The organism is Enteractinococcus helveticum (assembly GCF_020742345.1).
GTDB lineage: Bacteria > Actinomycetota > Actinomycetes > Actinomycetales > Micrococcaceae > Yaniella > Yaniella helvetica_A.
Genome location: NZ_DYXC01000134.1, coordinates 1 through 16,047, shown reverse-complemented (window position 1 = coordinate 16,047; position 16,047 = coordinate 1). Strand labels below are relative to the sequence as shown.

The following is a 16,047-nucleotide window of genomic DNA, read 5'->3' as shown; positions in this document are numbered from 1 at the left end:
AACAATATTTAGGCACTGTCTTGAGCATCGCGAATGAGCTTGTGCTGGGCGGCCTGTTTGACCGGGCGCATCACGATTTCATCCAGGTTAATGTGATGGGGAAGATTCACCGCATAGGCGCAAACATCGGCAACATCTTCTGCGGTCAACGGCTTATCAACCCCGGCATATACATCCGCGGCTTTGCTGGCGTCACCACGCATACGTTTCAGCGCAAACTCATCGGTCTTCACCAAACCGGGTAGCACTTCGATGACGCGAATATTGTGTTCAGCTTCTTCCAACCGTAGAGCTCCGGTCATGGCGTGCTGACCGAATTTGGCTGCATTGTAGCCAGCGCCGCCTTCATATGCGACGACACCGGCGGTTGAAGTGAGATTCAAAATGGTTCCGGCACCGTGCGCTCGCAGCATGGGCAAGAATTGCTTTATGACCCGCAGCGAGCCCAGCACGTTGGTATCGATCATCCATTCCCAATCGGCCAGATCTGCCTCGGCGATGGGTTCGGCTCCCACCGCCCCACCAGCGATATTCAATACGGTATCTACGCCGCCCTGAGCCTCAACCGTGTCATAGAGCGCCGTCACGGAAGCATCATCGGTGACATCAGCAGCTACCGGGATCAGTAATCCGGACAGGTCCTGGCAGTCTGTGGCGAGGCTCTCGAGATTGTTCCTGCGCCGGCCGACGGCAAATACTTTCCAACCGTTACGGACAAGTTGCACAGCGGTGGCACGACCAATCCCGGAGGTCGCGCCGGTGACAAGGGCAGCAGGTAGTTCAGCAGTCATGTGACCACACTAAAACAGTGCGTGTGAAATATCGATATTTGCGGTGACGTCAGAGGCCAGGATCAGTGTCAGAATATGAAACAATAGTGGCCATGGCTGAAAATACGACGGGCACAGACACGCCCAAAACGATAAGTGTTCCAGATCGCGTCGGTCTGGAAGGACTCGAAGAAAAATTTAGCGCCCGGTGGGAAGAAAACCGGGTGTATGCATTTGATCCGAACACTACCCGTGATCAGGTGTACTCGATTGACACCCCGCCACCAACGGCCTCAGGTTCGTTGCACGTCGGACACGTGTTCTCCTATACCCAAACCGATGTGATTGCCCGTTTTATGCGCATGTGCGGCAAAAACGTGTTCTATCCCATGGGCTGGGACGACAACGGTCTGCCCACTGAACGCCGCGTGCAGAACTACTTTGGTGTTCGCACCGATACCTCGGTTGCCTATGATCCCAACTATCAGCCACCTGCACAGCCGGCCAAGAACCGCCGTGACTGGGACGTGGTTTCACGCCAGAACTTCATCGAGCTGTGCTTGGCACAATCTCGCGACGACGAAGTGGTCTATGAACAACTCTTCACCCAACTTGGTCTGTCAGTAGACTGGAATTTGAGCTACCGCACGATTGACGACCACTCACGCGAAATTTCACAACGGGCATTCCTGCAAAACCTTGCCGACGGTCAGGCCTATAATGCTGAGGCGCCCACCATGTGGGATGTCACCTTCCAGACCGCTGTTGCTCAGGCTGAGTTGGAAGACAAAGAAGTTCCAGGGGCCTACTACCGTTACCCGTTTTTTGCTGAAGATGGTTCAAAAGTCTTCATTGAAACTACCCGTCCAGAACTGCTCGCAGCATGCTCGGCACTGGTCGCACACCCGGACGACGAACGCTACCAGCATCTATTCGGTAAGACCGTCACCTCTCCCCTATTTGACGTTGCAGTGGAGGTCTACCCGCATGAACTGGCACAGCCCGATAAGGGCGCTGGTATCGCCATGGTATGTACATTCGGTGACCAGAACGACATCACCTGGTGGCGCGAATTGCAACTGCCAACTCGCACGCTGATCGGTCGCGACGGTCGGTTTGCTCGCGAAACTCCAGAATGGATCACCTCCGAGCGCGGGATCGAAAACTATGCCCAGCTTGCAGGTAAGACCGTCTTCTCCGCAGAAAAAGCCGTCATCGAAATGCTGGAAGCAGCGGAGCTGCTCGATGGCGAACCAAAAAAGATCATGCACGCGGTGAACTTCTTTGAAAAAGGTGACAAGCCGCTAGAGATTGTCACCTCGCGTCAGTGGTACCTGCGCAATGGTGGCCGCGAGGCTGAGCTGCGCAATAAGCTCATCGAACGTGGCAACGAACTGGAATGGCACCCCGGTTTCATGCAGTCCCGGTACTCCAACTGGGTCGAAAACCTCTCAGGCGACTGGTTGGTCTCCCGTCAGCGCGTCTTCGGCGTGGCAATTCCACTGTGGTACCGCTTGGATGAAGAAGGTCAGCCAGACTATGAGAACCCGATTGTTCCATCTGATGAGCAACTGCCCGTGGATCCGTTGGAGGATGTGCCAGCAGGCTTCACCGCGGATCAACGCGATAAGCCAGGTGGTTTCACCGGTGATCCCGACGTGCTAGACACTTGGGCGACCTCATCGCTGACTCCGCAGATCATTGGGCAGTGGTCCAAGGACGATGAGTATTTCAACAACGTCTTCCCGTTTGATCTGCGCCCACAAGGCCACGACATCATCCGGACCTGGCTGTTTTCGACCGTTGTTCGTGCCGACCAGCTGCAGGATACCGTACCGTGGAAGCACACCGCGCTGTCTGGATGGGTGCTGGATCCACAGCGTCAAAAGATGTCCAAGTCCAAGGGCAATGTTGTTGTGCCAACCGACATCCTAGATGAGTTCGGCGCTGATGCGGTGCGTTACTGGGCTGCTTCTGCTCGCCTGGGGGCGGACACCGCCTATGAGGTCAACCAGATGAAAATTGGTCGTCGTTTGGCGATCAAGCTGCTCAATGCTTCAAAGTTCGCTTTGAATCTTGGTGCAACCCAAGACAAGATCGTCTCATCCGCTGACGATGCTGCAGTCATCACTCATCCGCTGGATCAGTCACTGTTGGCGCAACTGCATGAAGCGATCGTCCAGGCCACCCGGGCATTCGAAAAGTATGACTATGCTCGTACACTGAATCTGATCGAGACCTTCTTCTGGCACTTCACCGATGACTACATCGAGCTGATCAAAAACCGTGCGTATGGTTCCCGCGGTGAAGCCCAACAGGCTTCAGTTGTAGCTACCCTGGCAACAGCGCTTGATGCATTGTTGCGTTTGTTGGCACCGTTCCAGCCATTTGCTACCGATGAGGTCTGGTCGTGGTGGCGTTCCGGCTCGGTACACGAAACAGCCTGGCCAGGACTGGAAAGCCAGCTGGCTGGTATTGCCACTGCTGCACATACCGGCGACGTCGAAGTCCTCTCGACCGTTACTCGCGCCATTTCCCGCATCCGTAAGGCTAAGTCGGATGCGAAGGTGAAACAGCGTACCGAGGTGGTCGCTGCGACGATCACGGCCACCGAGGATCGCATCATCGAGCTGAAAGCTGGCCTCGATGATCTGCGTGCCGCCGGAAATGTCACGGATCTTCAGCTTACTGTTGGTGACGCGATCACCGGTGAGGATGACGAAATCATTGATTTGCGTCTCACCGAGGTCGAGCTGGCAACGGCTGAGTAACTCAGATCTGAATACAACAAGCCCCCGCGGGTTGGCACCTGCGGGGGCTTGTTAGTTGGTCTAAGATTAGCTGAACTCTGGCTGAGTGCTGCGTGCACGCTTGAGTTCGTAGAAGTATGGATACTCTACGAGCGTGGCGAAACCGTCCCAGATCTTGCCGGCTTCTTCTCCGCGTGGGATGCGAGTCATGACCGGGCCGAAGAACGCGGAATCACCGATGGCAATAATCGGTGTTCCAACGTCATCTCCGACAAGTTCAAGTGCGCACCTGGTGGATTCGCGCAGACCCTCATCGTAAGTATCTTTCTTGGACTCTTCAAAAATTTCGTTTGCATCATGGACGCCAATTTCTTTGAGCGCTTCTTTTAAGGCGTCGTCATAACGCTGTATGCCGTAGCCTTCGTTGTGAATGCGGGTCCCTGCAGCGGTATAGAACTCACTGACTTTCTCGGCTCCGTGTCGTTCGCGGACTGCCAGTGCGGTGCGAGCTCCTTGCCAGGTAGCCTTGGTGTCAGGATCATCTTGATCCTGAGTCTTTTCATTTAAGACTCCCAGCGAGATGACTTCGAAATCGACCTTGATATCGCGAACCTGTTCCACTTCGCGGATCCAACGTGAAGTAATCCATGCAAATGGGCATGCGGGGTCGAACCAAAATTTAACTGTTTGCGCCAAGCTGTCTCCTTAGGCGGTTTTATTGCGACGTTTGCGCGCGACCTCTCGCGAAACCATGACCGGTTGTCCTGTACCGTCAACGGTCTCCTTGGTGATGGTAACTTGTGCGATATCGTCACGGGATGGCAAATCGAACATGATCGGTTGCAGTACATCTTCAATGATAGAGCGCAGACCACGAGCACCAGTCCCCCGTGCTTCAGCTTTCGCAACAATTGCTTCTAACGCTTCCTGGTCAAAGTCCAGTTGCACGCCATCGAGCGCGAACATTTTTTGGTATTGCTTGCTCAGCGCATTTTTCGGCTCAGTAAGCACCCGGATCAAGGCGTGTTCATCAAGATGTTCTACAGCAGTGATAACCGGCAGACGTCCGATGAATTCTGGGATGAGTCCGAACTTGATGAGATCTTCGGGTTGAACGTCGAGAAATGATGGTGCGTCTTCATCTCCGGCGACTTTCAGTGGGGCCCCGAAACCAATTGATTTTTGTCCTGCACGGGCGTCAATGATGTCTTCAAGTCCAGCAAATGCACCCGCAACAATGAATAGGATGTTGGAGGTGTCGAGTTCTAAGAACTCTTGGTGTGGATGTTTGCGTCCACCTTGAGGCGGCACCGAAGCAACCGTTCCTTCAAGAATCTTCAGCAGTGATTGCTGAACACCTTCGCCCGAGACATCACGGGTAATCGATGGGTTCTCGGATTTTCGCGAGATTTTGTCGATCTCGTCAATGTAGATGATGCCCTTTTCGGCTTTGGCGACGTCGTTGTCTGCTGCTTGAATGAGTTTGAGCAGAATGTTTTCCACATCTTCACCGACATAGCCTGCTTCGGTGAGCGAGGTCGCGTCGGCCACGATGAACGGCACATCGAGTCGTCTAGCCAGAGTTTGGGCCAGATATGTTTTTCCTGAGCCGGTCGGTCCGACCAACATAATGTTGGACTTGCCGATTTCGACTTCGTCTAGATGCGAGAAATCGACATCCGTGCCGAAAGCTTCTCGCATTGAAGCTTTGATGTTGTCTTGGGCGTGAACGCGCTTGTAGTGGTTATATACCGCTACTGATAGTGCTGCTTTGGCTCGTTCTTGTCCGATGACGTAGTCGTCAAGGTGCGCGTAGATTTCTTGCGGGGTGGGCAGGACGAATTCGCTGCTCTGAGTGACCTCGGCAAGTTCTTCTTCGATTATCTCGTTGCACAGCTCGATGCACTCATCACAAATATAAACACCAGGTCCGGCGATGAGCTTACGCACCTGCTTCTGAGTTTTCCCACAAAAGGAACACTTCAGCAGATCTGCTGATTCTCCAATTCGAGCCATTTCATCTCCTTATGCACCTTACTAGTCCAGCATAAATGGTCAGGAGGTTATTCCCCGGGAGGTTGCTCCAAGCGTGGATAACTTTATTGGGTGCTGTCATTGGGCGTATTGGACTTGTGCAAACAAACGCGCCCTACCTTCCATGGTAGGGCGCGCGCTACATGCTCGGGGCTACTGTGCTGTCTTCTTACGAGAGTCCAGCACTTCGTCGATGAGACCGTATTCTTTGGCCTGTTCGGCCGACAGGAATTTATCGCGGTCGATGTCCTCGCGAACTTGGTCTGCTGTTTTGTTGGTGTGGTTTGCCAGCGTTTCTTCCATCCAGGTACGAATGCGAAGCAGTTCGTCTGCGTGAATCTGCAGATCGGTTGCTGTACCGCGGTCTCCACCCATCGATGGCTGGTGGATCAATACCCGTGAGTTTGGCAGTGCCAGGCGTTTACCTGGAGCACCGGCGGCTAACAGGACGGCGGCAGCTGAAGCGGCCTGTCCGAGGGCAACGGTCTGGACTTCGGGACGAATGAACTGCATGGTGTCATAGATTGCAGTCATCGCGGTGAAGGAACCACCCGGTGAGTTGATGTACAGGGTGATGTCACGATCCGAGTCCATGGCTTCCAACACGAGCAGCTGTGCCATGACATCATCTGCTGAAGCGTCATCGACCTGGGTACCCAAGAAAATGATGCGGTCTTCAAACAACCGAGCGTATGGATCCTGGCGTTTGAAGCCATATGGTGTGCGCTCTTCAAATTGCGGCAGGATGTATCGGTTAGAAGGCATCGGGGTGGCCGGTGTGCCCTGTGGCATTTCGAAGTTCATTAAAGTCTCCTGAAGAAAATATTAGATGCTGTGTCGCGACTGGGCAGCCGGTTATTTCTTGTCGATTCCGCCGCCACCGACCATGGATGCGGTTCCGGAAGCGATGTGGTCGAAGAATCCGTATTCAAGGCCTTCTTCAGCCGTGAACCATTTGTCACGTGCGTTATCTTCGAGGATGCGTTCTACCGGTTGGCCGGTCTGTTCAGCAGTCAGTTCAGACATGACTTGTTTCATGTGCATGATCAACTGTGCCTGAATGCGAATATCCGACTCGGTTCCACCGATGCCGCCGGAAGGTTGGTGCATCAGAATACGGGCGTGTGGGGTGGCATAACGTTTGCCTGGAGTGCCCGAGGAAAGCAAGAACTGGCCCATGGACGCGGCCAGGCCGGTGGCCACGGTGACCACGTCGTTGGGGATCAGCTGCATGGTGTCATAGATAGCCATGCCTGCGGTTACGGATCCACCCGGCGAGTTGATGTACAAGAAGATGTCAGCTTCTGGATCTTCTGCACTCAGTAGGAGCATCTGAGATGCGATGGTGTTGGCGTTGTCATCGCGGACCTCTGATCCAAGCCAGATGATGCGCTCTTTGAGCAAGCGGTTGTAGATGTAGTCTTCACGGCTGGCCGGATCTACCGAGGCCATTCGTGGTGCGTGGGACGAGTCAGTCACGACGTCCTACCTTCCTTCACTTGCGTGATTGGTTTAGCAAACTTGTTCTGGTCAACGACATTACTGGGCGAAACACAACTTGAGCAGAGTTGACTCACGCTTTTCGCTGTCAGCCGTGATTGTACTTAAATAGCCGAGGTCCACCCCCTATTGTAGGAGCGGACCTCGACGTTTGGGCAAGACCTAGTTGTTATCTTCTTCTGCTTCTTCTGCGGTTTCTTCTTCACCCTCGGGGTTGAGGAAGAACGACAGGTCGACGTCGTTGCCTTCAGTGTCTACGACCTTGGCTTCTGCTAGGACAGCAGCAAGGGCTTTACGACGGCGAACTTCGCCCATGATCATTGGGACCTGGCCGGCTTGATCCAGCATCTGGGCAAATTGGTTTGGATCCATACCGTACTGGGAAGCTGAGCTGAGGATGTATTCTATGAGCTCAGACTGCTCGACCTGAATTTCTTCCTGGTCTGCGATTGCATCAAGAACGACTTCGTTGATGAACGCTTCGCGGAAGTTTTCTGTAACTTCTTCGCGGTGCTCTTCAGTGTCGTGGTCGTCACCTTCGGTATGCCCCTGGGAGGTGAAGTGCTGTTCAACCTGCTCGGTGAGCATATTTTCTGGAACAGGAACTTCAACGAGCTTCAGTAGTTCTTCCAGTGCCTTTTCGCGTGCTTCGACACCTTGGTTGGTTTTGGCTTCTTCAGCGGCCTGGTTCTTCAGGTCTTCTTTGAGCTCATCGATGGTGTCGAACTCGGAGGCTAGCTGCGCGAAGTCGTCATCAGCTTCTGGCAATTCGCGTTCTTTGACCGCATCTAGAACAACTTTAACAGTTGCTTCTTCACCGCTGTGTTCGCCACCGGCAAGGGTGGTTTCGAAGATCGCGTCTTCACCGGCGGAGAGACCTTCCAGGGCTTCATCGAGACCGTCGAGCATGGTGCCAGACCCGATTTCATAGGACAGGCCTTCGGCGGTGTCGACTTCTTCATCATCAATGGTTGCGTTCAGACTGATAGTTACGGTGTCGCCCTTTTCAGCTGGGCGATCAACGTCGACGAGCGTTGCGAAGCGTTCGCGCAAATCGTCGAGAACTTTTTGTTCTTGTTCTTCGCTGACGGTAACTGGTTCAACGGTAACTTCCAGGCCTTTATAGTCTGGCAGTTCTACGGTGGGGCGAATATCGAATTCGGTGTTGAACTTCAGGGGTGCTTCTTCGTCACCTTCGTTACCTGGCACAGAAGTGACATCAACTTCTGGACGAGTCAGTGGTGACAGATCGTTGTCACGAAGAGCTTCTTGGAAGAATGCATCAAGATTGTCATTGACTGCGTTTTCGATAACGAAGCCACGTCCGACGCGCTGGTCGATCAACCGTGCTGGAACTTTGCCCTTACGGAAGCCAGGAACCTGAATCTGGTTTGCAAGTGTTTTGTACGTAGCATCGATACGCGGTTTGAGTTCTTCGAAAGGAACCTCAACCTCTAGTTTGACCCGTGTTGGGGCGAGGTTTTCAACGGTGGATTGGACCACGTAGGACTCCTGGATTCTAATCGGAATTTCTATGGTTTCGGTACTTGCCGAATTACATCATATGCTTCCGACAGCACCATGCAGTCGGGACGACAGGATTTGAACCTGCGACCTCACGCTCCCAAAGCGCGCGCTCTACCAAGCTGAGCTACGTCCCGCGATCAGGTCATTGACCTGCTGGATTATCCGCCATTGAAGTCTTACCCCTGTAGCGGCTCGCACCATGGCGCCGAGAGATAACTATATGACAAAGCTTTCCGAAAGTCCAAATCGAGATGAGCCTTTTCTGAAAACTATTTATTTTTTGGCGCAATTGCAACGGCCTTGCATTCAAAAGAGATATTAGCCACAGCTGTTTTGCTGTGGCTTTGACCCGCAATCACTTCGGCTTCGAAGACCCCGTGTTTTGCTAAAGCCTCTTCTGATTTTTGTCTAGGAAGTTATCGGCAGTATTGTTCCGGAGCCACGTCATACTAAAAAGGCCATGGATAGAATAGGCAATCGTCTCAGCGGTGCCAGCGATACCGTAGAGCCTGAAACAGCGACGGTGTTTTTGAAAACCAAAAAAGCTCCGATTCGACCTGCGTTTGAATCGGAGCTTGGAGCGGGTGACGAGAATCGAACTCGCACTATCTGCTTGGAAGGCAGAGGCTCTACCATTGAGCTACACCCGCGTACCGCTTGGGCAACAGACATAACAATAACCTATAAGCTGCGGTCATGCAAAATTGGGACACGTTCTTTCCCAAAACTTATAACCAGGTTCAGGCGGCTGTCTTATCGAAGTTTCTTGATGAATTGAGGTGTAGCGCGTTCATTTTCATCCCTTGATCATTTAGAATTAAGCTCTATATCGCACACTCGTTATGAGACTTCTCGTAGCCATTATGATGTGGATTATCAGCTGTCTTTGTGCTTTTGAAAACACATGCTGGCTGGCCCGGACTAAGTTAACGAAAATACAAGGGACAAGAAACGATGTTTGAAGCCAAAACGCTCGATCACCGCAACGTGGGTCAAACACTGATCTACCGGGGTGGGCAATCGGTCGCTGTCATCCAAGCGATCCACCATTACCCTGATAAAGGCACCGTCGACGTTGTCACGCCCGAAGAAGTCGTGACCTATAAAGAAGACGACTGGGTCAATACCACTCTGTCACCCGAACTCAACATGATTCGAGTGGTCTATAAATCATGGATCGAACGCGATGCCACACTGACTGAATCAGACCTCAATGACCTGATGGATAAATTTTCCCGTGGCGATAACAACGGGTTCTAAATAGATCTACTGCCCTATTGACCGTCCTACGGGCGAGCAATCATTCGAGATCAAAGTCATACCGTACCTGACAGCACGGTATGACTTTTGACTCTCTGACGTCTTATCTAATTAAGCGAGGCCGCTGGGATAGCAACAACATCGGCGTTATTATCCTCGAACCGGGAGACGACAGATTCAGCTTCCTGACGGGCCGGGATGTCGGCGCCTTCGGTCAAGTGGCTGAATTGTGCTGGGATGTCACGGCCTAGTGCTCGCATAGCTTCCACATAGAGCTTGCCGGAACGATACGATGAACGAACTAGCGGCCCAGCCATGACAGCTTTGGCACCGTGCTCGTAGGCGAAGTCGCGCAGCCGCAGAAATTCTGCTGGTTTGACCCAGCGATCTACCGGGTGGTGCAGCGGCGATGGGCGCAGGTACTGGGTAACCGTGATGATGTGCGTTCCAGCGTTGATCAGATCAAGAATCGTTGATTCGATCTCTTCGGTGGTCTCCCCCATCCCCAGGATCAGGTTTGATTTCGTGACCAGTCCGGCATCGCGCGCCTTTGTGATTGATGCCAAGGATTTTTCATACCGGAACGCCGGGCGGATAAGTTTCATCAGCCGTGGCACCGTTTCCAAGTTGTGTGCGAAGACCTCGGGTTTGGCATCGAAAATTTTCTGCAGGGCGCTATCTCCCCCGCGGAAATCGTCCACGAGCAGTTCAACCCCGGTGTGTGGGGTACGTTCGTGGATGGCGCGGGCGGTCTCAGCGTACAGCCAGGAAGCGCCGTCTTCCAGGTCGTCACGTGCTACACCGGTAACAGTGACGTAGTTTAGCCCGAGTTCATCGACCGTCTGAGCCACACGGTAGGGCTCTTCGGTGTCGTATTCCTCAGGCTTACCGGTAGCAATGTCACAGAACCCGCAGCGTCGGGTGCACACGGCACCACCGATGAGGAAGGAGGCTTCGCGGTCTTCCCAGCATTCATAAATATTGGGGCAGTTAGCTTCAGCGCACACCGTGTTCAACGAGGTCGTAGCGATCTGTTCTTTGAGGTTCTTATATTCGGGTCCCACGGTGGCTCGGGTTTTGAGCCATTCGGGGCGCGGTTCGCGAGGTACTTGAGCATTGCGCGCCTCAATACGCAGCAGTTTGCGACCTTCAGCCTGCGGGATGGTAGACATGTACGTCTCCTTCAATCGTTGTCGGTGCAAGTAGTGGTTCAAGTCGTTGTTCTAAGGCGGCTACCAGCGGTACGGCCACAGCGCCCAGGGTGGTTTCGATGCCTTCTTCAGCCATGGAGGTCACCGTGGCGTCGGTGATACCGCACGGGATGATCCCAGAAAATGCGGTGGCAGGATCAGTGTTGACGTTTAGTGAGATGCCATGCAGCGTCGCGTCCTGTGAGATCTTCAGCCCGATGGCGGAGATCTTGCGGTTGTCGATCCATACGCCGGCTCGACCTTCGATACGTCGAACATCAAGATCAAAGGAGTTCTGCAAGGTGTCCAGAACGGCACCTTCGACGGCGCGAATGTATTTGATGACATCCACCGGTGCGGCAAGTTTGACCAGTGGATAGCATACGAGCTGCCCGGGGCCGTGCCAGGTAATGGAGCCTGCACGATCGGTTTCGATAATCGGCAGTGTGGGATCGATGATGTCTTCAGACCGGGTGTGACGACCGGCCGTGTAGCTTGATTCTGCTTCGAAAAGCAGAAATGAGTTGGGATGCTCACCGCGGGCGATCTGAGCATGCAATTCACGTTGCATTTCGTCCATCTCGGTGTATGTTTTTAGGCCGGTATCAAGTAAATCTAAGACATGCACGAAGTTAACTAAACCACAGTTTCTGATGTGCTTTAAGGTTTCATGAAATGTTTAAGACTTCTGGCAGGCTGTGCACCAGTACAATTTTCGAGCTTCCAGCTCCTCCACAATGATCGCATTCTGACCACACACTAGACACTGCTGTCCCTGGCGTTGATAGACATAATTCGCGTGTTCGGGAAAGGCATCAACCAACGCCACGCCGGGCCGGTGTTCTGGTTCAGTGGTGATGATCCGCCCGGTCTCGACACCAATGTGCAACAGGTGCACCTGGTCGGCCCAGATGGCTTCATGGACATCCTTGGGCAGTTTATTAGACGGGGTATGCGGATGCAGGTCAAGTCTAAATAGCCCCTCTGCGCGGTAAATATTGCCGATGCCGCCAATGGTCTTTTGATCCATTAGGATTGCCCCGATGCGCCGTCGAGTCTTGGCAGCAACATCGTAGAAGCGTTGCGGATCTGCGTCTTCACGGAGCGGATCGGGGCCGATATTCTCAATGACGTCTTGGGTCTCAGCCATCGTCAGTGTTCGGCACACAGAAGCTCCCACCAAATCCGCCCAGGAGTGGTCTCCAATAATCCGCACCCGAGTCGTCGGGCGTGGTTCGGTGAGTTCAACGGCCGCATCCCGGTGGTCTTCCTGCTCGCCGATCTTGCGTGGTGCGCCGATCGAGGAGTGCTGGGACCCGCCGAAGGTCCAAGCGCCATACATACCTAGGTGCACATTGAGCACCAGCTCATTGTCGAAATATAAAAACCAGTGTTTGCCGTAAGCCTCAGAGGCGACGGCCCGATGTCCGTCTAGCAGTTTTGCGCCGTCGGTAAACCGCCCCTGTGGTGATGACAGGTTGAGCTGTTGGTTGACGAAGACCTCATCAAAATGCCGGGCAATCCGGTGAATGGAGTGACCTTCTGGCATTAAGGCTTGGCAATCCCTTCGGTGCCCAGTGCAAAACCATCCAGTGCCCCGGTGGTTTCGTATTCAGCAATCTGGCCAATGCGGCGGGCGTGACGTTCTTCATTGGACCATTCAGCGGTCAGAAACGCCTTGATAATTTCTAGTGCTTCGGCGGGTTCGTGCTGACGACCACCCACAGCAACGATCTGGGCATTATTGTGTTCGCGTGCTAACTGAGCCGTGGAGATGTTCCAGGCCAAAGCGGCACGAATCCCCTTGACCTTATTGGCGGCCATTTGTTCACCGTTGCCGGACCCTCCCAGCACAATGCCCAGCGAATTCTGCCCGGCCGCACGGTCAGCAGCAACTGCGAGCGCAGCGTTGATACAGAATGACGGGTAGTCATCTAGCGCATCATATTCCTGGGGACCATGATCGATCATGTCATAGCCGGCTTCGGCCAGATTGTCGATCAAATACTGGGCTAGTTCTAAACCGGCGTGGTCGGTGGCAATATGAACGCGCACATGGGCTCCTCGAAGATAACAGAATTTGCTGACTCAAGCTTAGTCGGGGTTATAAAGTGGCAGGTGTTCCGTGAAACAATGGTGACATTGTTTTGAAAGGATCCGCCGTGCCTGCATCACTCACCACCACGATAACCCGCCACCAGGCTCAACTGCGTGCGGCAATGCTCGAAGTTGACACCTACGAATTGCACTTTGATCTCACACACGACGACGTGTTTACGGTCGACACCGTCGTGAACTTCTCGGTCTCGGCTACGGCGATCGGGCATTCCACCGACATTGATCTGCTGGGTCACGAAGTTTTTTCGGCTGAGCTCAATGGTCAGCCGGTGACCTATGACGGTGCTGTGCTAAATTTGCCAGACCTGCGCGAGAACAATGTGCTGGTAGTGCGATCATCGGCACAATACTCAACCACTGGTGAGGGCCTCCACCGCTACCTGGATCCCTATGATGAGGCGGTCTATTTATACTCCCAGTGTGCACCGGCCGATGCACGGCGGATCTTCCCGGTGTTTGATCAACCCGATCTCAAAGCCCGTTACAAAATCCAGGTTACAGCTCCAGCCCACTGGCAGGTGGTGTCAAATGAACCCGGTGAGTGCACCATCAATGACGACGTCGCCCACTGGTCATTTGCAGCCACTCCAGTTATGTCCTCGTACCTGTTCGCGCTGATTGCCGGCGAATATGTTCAGGTGGCCCACGACTCCTGGGATACCCACGATGCATCCGTGGCACTGGGATTGTGGTCGCGTCGTTCCCTTGCCAGATACGTGGATGCTGAAGAGATCTTCAGTATCACCAAAAACGGCTTTGCCTTCTATGAAGAACAGTTCGACCAGGCCTATCCGTACACCAAGTACGATCAAATCTTTGTTCCTGAATTCAACGCCGGGGCCATGGAGAATATCGGAGCCGTGACCATATTGGAAGACTATATCTTCCGGTCCCCTGTCCCCCAAGCCACTGTGCAGCGCCGCGCTATCACCATCTTGCACGAGCTGGCCCACATGTGGTTTGGCAACCTGGTAACCATGAAATGGTGGGACGATCTCTGGTTGTCGGAATCTTTTGCCGAATTCGTCTCCCACATTGCTGCCATTGATGCCGGGTTCACCGATGCCTGGACCACATTCAACGCCACCGAGAAGACCTGGGCCTACCGCCAAGACCAACTGACCACGACCCACCCGGTGGTTGCCGATATGGTCGACCTGGATGCGGTAGCCGGGAACTTTGATGGCATTACCTACGCCAAGGGCGCCTCGGTGCTTCGCCAACTGGTTGCCCTCGTGGGTCAAGACCAGTTCATGACGGGTATCCGCCAGTACTTTGCTGAACATGCGTGGGGCAACGCGGAGTTCTCTGATCTGTTGCGCCACTTAGAAAACGCCTCCGAACGCGACCTATCTGACTGGTCACGCCAATGGCTACACTCCACCGGAGTCAACACTCTTAGCTGGCAACGACATAATGGGCTGACCATCACACAAACCCAACCGGTGCGGCAACACCGCGTGGGTATTGGCTGCTATGACTTCACCGGTGATAAGCTCACCCGCACCCACTACGTTGAAACTGACCTAAACGCAGAGATCACCACACTCGATATTCCCGATACTCCACTGGTCTTAGTCAACGATGCGGATCTGACCTACGCAAAATTACGTGCCGACACCACTTCTGTTCGCACCCTGACCGACCACCTCGGCGCAATCGACGACTCCCTGGCACGTTCATTGGCGTGGGGATCTTCCTGGGATCAGACCCGCGACGCCAACGCTTCGGCCTCCTGGTTCCTGGAGCTCGTGTTAGACCACATCGCATCTGAAACTGACTCATCAGTCGTCATGATGCTCATGCGCCAAGTCGCCGAGTCCATTGATCGATACATTCCTACAGCTCAAGTCCCGCTATACCGACACCATTTTGCTTCTCGCCTGTGGCAATTGGTCCAGCAGGTACCTGCTGGCTCCGATGTGCAGCTCCAGCTCATCCAGGCGTTCATACGTCACGCCCGTAACGACGACGCCACTACGGTCAGCGCGCTAGCAGAGAAACGGGGCCCCGAAGGCTTTTCAGTCTCTACGGATATGGCCTGGACTGCGTTGCAACGTCTCGTTGCTATGGGCGAGGCAGGTGAAGCTGAAATCGATGCGGCAGAAATCGAAGATGATACTTCTACGGGTTATTTGGCGGCCATCCAGGCGCGCGCCATGATCCCAATACCTGAGAATAAGGCTGCCACGTGGGAGCTGATAACTTCCGGAGAACCCACCAACCTGGAGCTGCGTCACCTCGTCATGGGCTTCCGCGACGTCCATGACGTGTCACTGCTACGGCCCTACACTGATCAATATTTCGACACCGTAGATGGGCTGTGGGGTACCAGCAGCTTCGAAATGGCAGAGACCTTTGCTGTCGGATTATTCCCCATGTGGGAGATCTCAGAGCAGACCGCACAACAAACACGAGACATCGCCACTACAACCACTCACACTGGTCTGGCGCGCATTTTGACAGAATTGCACGACGACGTTCGCCGAGCCCTCACGGCGCGGGCAGCTTTCTAAACGACCATCTCAGGCAAAACTAACACCCCCAGGCTTGTGGGTTCTGCCCACAGGTTTGGTCTACGTTGCGCGTAACAGCTCGCCAAATTTCAATTTCCACTGGATCTGCCTGTTGGGTAACCGTCGAGCTAACGGCCTGAGTGGGCCCATCCTCAACCTGGTATGTTCCTTCAAAGACTGTAGTCAACGTGACGGTGTAGGTTCCTGGCTCAGTGAATTGGTGGCTTGTCTCAGTCTCAACGTTAAATGTCTCGACTGGACGACCGGGTGTCTGTGTGGTCAACGTATTGCCATCACCATAGTCCCATCGATATTCAATGGGCGTGGCAACGATGGTGACTTCCTGACCAAACATGGTTTCCGTGACCGTCTGGGCCTGGTG

14 protein-coding genes and 2 tRNA genes are annotated in these 16,047 nt (G+C 53.8%); 3 read left to right on the top strand and 13 right to left on the bottom strand.

Features of this window, described 5'->3' with window-relative positions; all coding sequences use genetic code 11:
• Positions 1 to 8 precede the first annotated feature (8 nt).
• Positions 9 to 791: an SDR family oxidoreductase gene (locus K8V32_RS11725; protein WP_303907603.1), complete on the bottom strand. Its 783-nt coding sequence runs from the start codon at positions 789 to 791 to the stop codon at positions 9 to 11.
• Between the two features lie 92 nt (positions 792 to 883).
• Between K8V32_RS11725 and valS the strand changes: the two genes are divergently transcribed.
• Positions 884 to 3,541, top strand: coding sequence for a valine--tRNA ligase (gene valS, locus K8V32_RS11720; RefSeq protein WP_303907600.1), 2,658 nt, complete (start codon positions 884 to 886; stop codon positions 3,539 to 3,541).
• A gap of 66 nt (positions 3,542 to 3,607) precedes the next feature.
• Here the strand turns inward: valS and K8V32_RS11715 are convergent, their stop codons facing one another.
• The 7 genes from K8V32_RS11715 to K8V32_RS11685 all read right to left on the bottom strand — a co-directional run bounded on the left by K8V32_RS11715 (position 3,608) and on the right by K8V32_RS11685 (position 9,231).
• Positions 3,608 to 4,216: a mycothiol-dependent nitroreductase Rv2466c family protein gene (locus K8V32_RS11715; protein WP_303907597.1), complete on the bottom strand. Its 609-nt coding sequence runs from the start codon at positions 4,214 to 4,216 to the stop codon at positions 3,608 to 3,610.
• A 9-nt stretch (positions 4,217 to 4,225) separates the two neighbouring features.
• Positions 4,226 to 5,536 carry an ATP-dependent Clp protease ATP-binding subunit ClpX gene (gene clpX / locus K8V32_RS11710; RefSeq protein ID WP_303907595.1) on the bottom strand — a complete coding sequence of 437 codons (1,311 nt, stop codon included), beginning with the start codon at positions 5,534 to 5,536 and terminating at the stop codon, positions 4,226 to 4,228.
• Positions 5,537 to 5,707: 171 nt separating this feature from the next.
• Positions 5,708 to 6,358 (bottom strand): ATP-dependent Clp protease proteolytic subunit, encoded by a 651-nt coding sequence (locus K8V32_RS11705; RefSeq protein WP_303907592.1) that lies wholly within the window; start codon positions 6,356 to 6,358, stop codon positions 5,708 to 5,710.
• Between the two features lie 51 nt (positions 6,359 to 6,409).
• A complete protein-coding gene (locus K8V32_RS11700; RefSeq protein WP_303907605.1) occupies positions 6,410 to 7,006 on the bottom strand; it encodes an ATP-dependent Clp protease proteolytic subunit in 597 nt (198 codons plus the stop codon).
• 210 nt (positions 7,007 to 7,216) lie between these two features.
• Positions 7,217 to 8,557, bottom strand: a complete 1,341-nt coding sequence (gene tig / locus K8V32_RS11695; protein WP_303907589.1) for a trigger factor — start codon at positions 8,555 to 8,557, stop codon at positions 7,217 to 7,219.
• 84 nt (positions 8,558 to 8,641) lie between these two features.
• Positions 8,642 to 8,715 (bottom strand) — tRNA-Pro (locus K8V32_RS11690).
• Positions 8,716 to 9,157: 442 nt separating this feature from the next.
• Positions 9,158 to 9,231: transfer RNA gene (locus tag K8V32_RS11685), tRNA-Gly, on the bottom strand.
• A gap of 304 nt (positions 9,232 to 9,535) precedes the next feature.
• Between K8V32_RS11685 and K8V32_RS11680 the strand changes: the two genes are divergently transcribed.
• On the top strand, positions 9,536 to 9,841 hold the full coding sequence (locus K8V32_RS11680; RefSeq protein ID WP_303907586.1) for a hypothetical protein: 306 nt from the start codon (positions 9,536 to 9,538) through the stop codon (positions 9,839 to 9,841).
• A gap of 107 nt (positions 9,842 to 9,948) precedes the next feature.
• Here K8V32_RS11680 and K8V32_RS11675 read toward each other — a convergent pair whose 3' ends face one another.
• The 4 genes from K8V32_RS11675 to K8V32_RS11660 are packed head-to-tail and all read right to left on the bottom strand — an operon-like array spanning position 9,949 to position 13,086.
• Positions 9,949 to 11,013: a lipoyl synthase gene (locus K8V32_RS11675; protein WP_303907583.1), complete on the bottom strand. Its 1,065-nt coding sequence runs from the start codon at positions 11,011 to 11,013 to the stop codon at positions 9,949 to 9,951.
• Positions 10,991 to 11,659: a lipoyl(octanoyl) transferase LipB gene (lipB, locus tag K8V32_RS11670; protein WP_303907580.1), complete on the bottom strand. Its 669-nt coding sequence runs from the start codon at positions 11,657 to 11,659 to the stop codon at positions 10,991 to 10,993. The genes K8V32_RS11675 and lipB overlap by 23 nt, the downstream gene beginning before the upstream one ends.
• 51 nt (positions 11,660 to 11,710) lie before the next feature.
• Positions 11,711 to 12,580: an Fpg/Nei family DNA glycosylase gene (locus K8V32_RS11665; protein ID WP_303907578.1), complete on the bottom strand. Its 870-nt coding sequence runs from the start codon at positions 12,578 to 12,580 to the stop codon at positions 11,711 to 11,713.
• Entirely contained in the window at positions 12,580 to 13,086 is a 507-nt protein-coding gene (locus tag K8V32_RS11660) for a ribose-5-phosphate isomerase (RefSeq protein WP_303907576.1), read from the bottom strand. The genes K8V32_RS11665 and K8V32_RS11660 overlap by 1 nt, the downstream gene beginning before the upstream one ends.
• Before the next feature lie 107 nt (positions 13,087 to 13,193).
• Between K8V32_RS11660 and pepN the strand changes: the two genes are divergently transcribed.
• A complete protein-coding gene (gene pepN / locus K8V32_RS11655; protein WP_303907574.1) occupies positions 13,194 to 15,665 on the top strand; it encodes an aminopeptidase N in 2,472 nt (823 codons plus the stop codon).
• A gap of 19 nt (positions 15,666 to 15,684) precedes the next feature.
• Here the strand turns inward: pepN and K8V32_RS11650 are convergent.
• A partial coding sequence (locus K8V32_RS11650; protein ID WP_303907571.1) for a PKD domain-containing protein occupies positions 15,685 to 16,047 on the bottom strand: 363 nt, incomplete at its 5' end.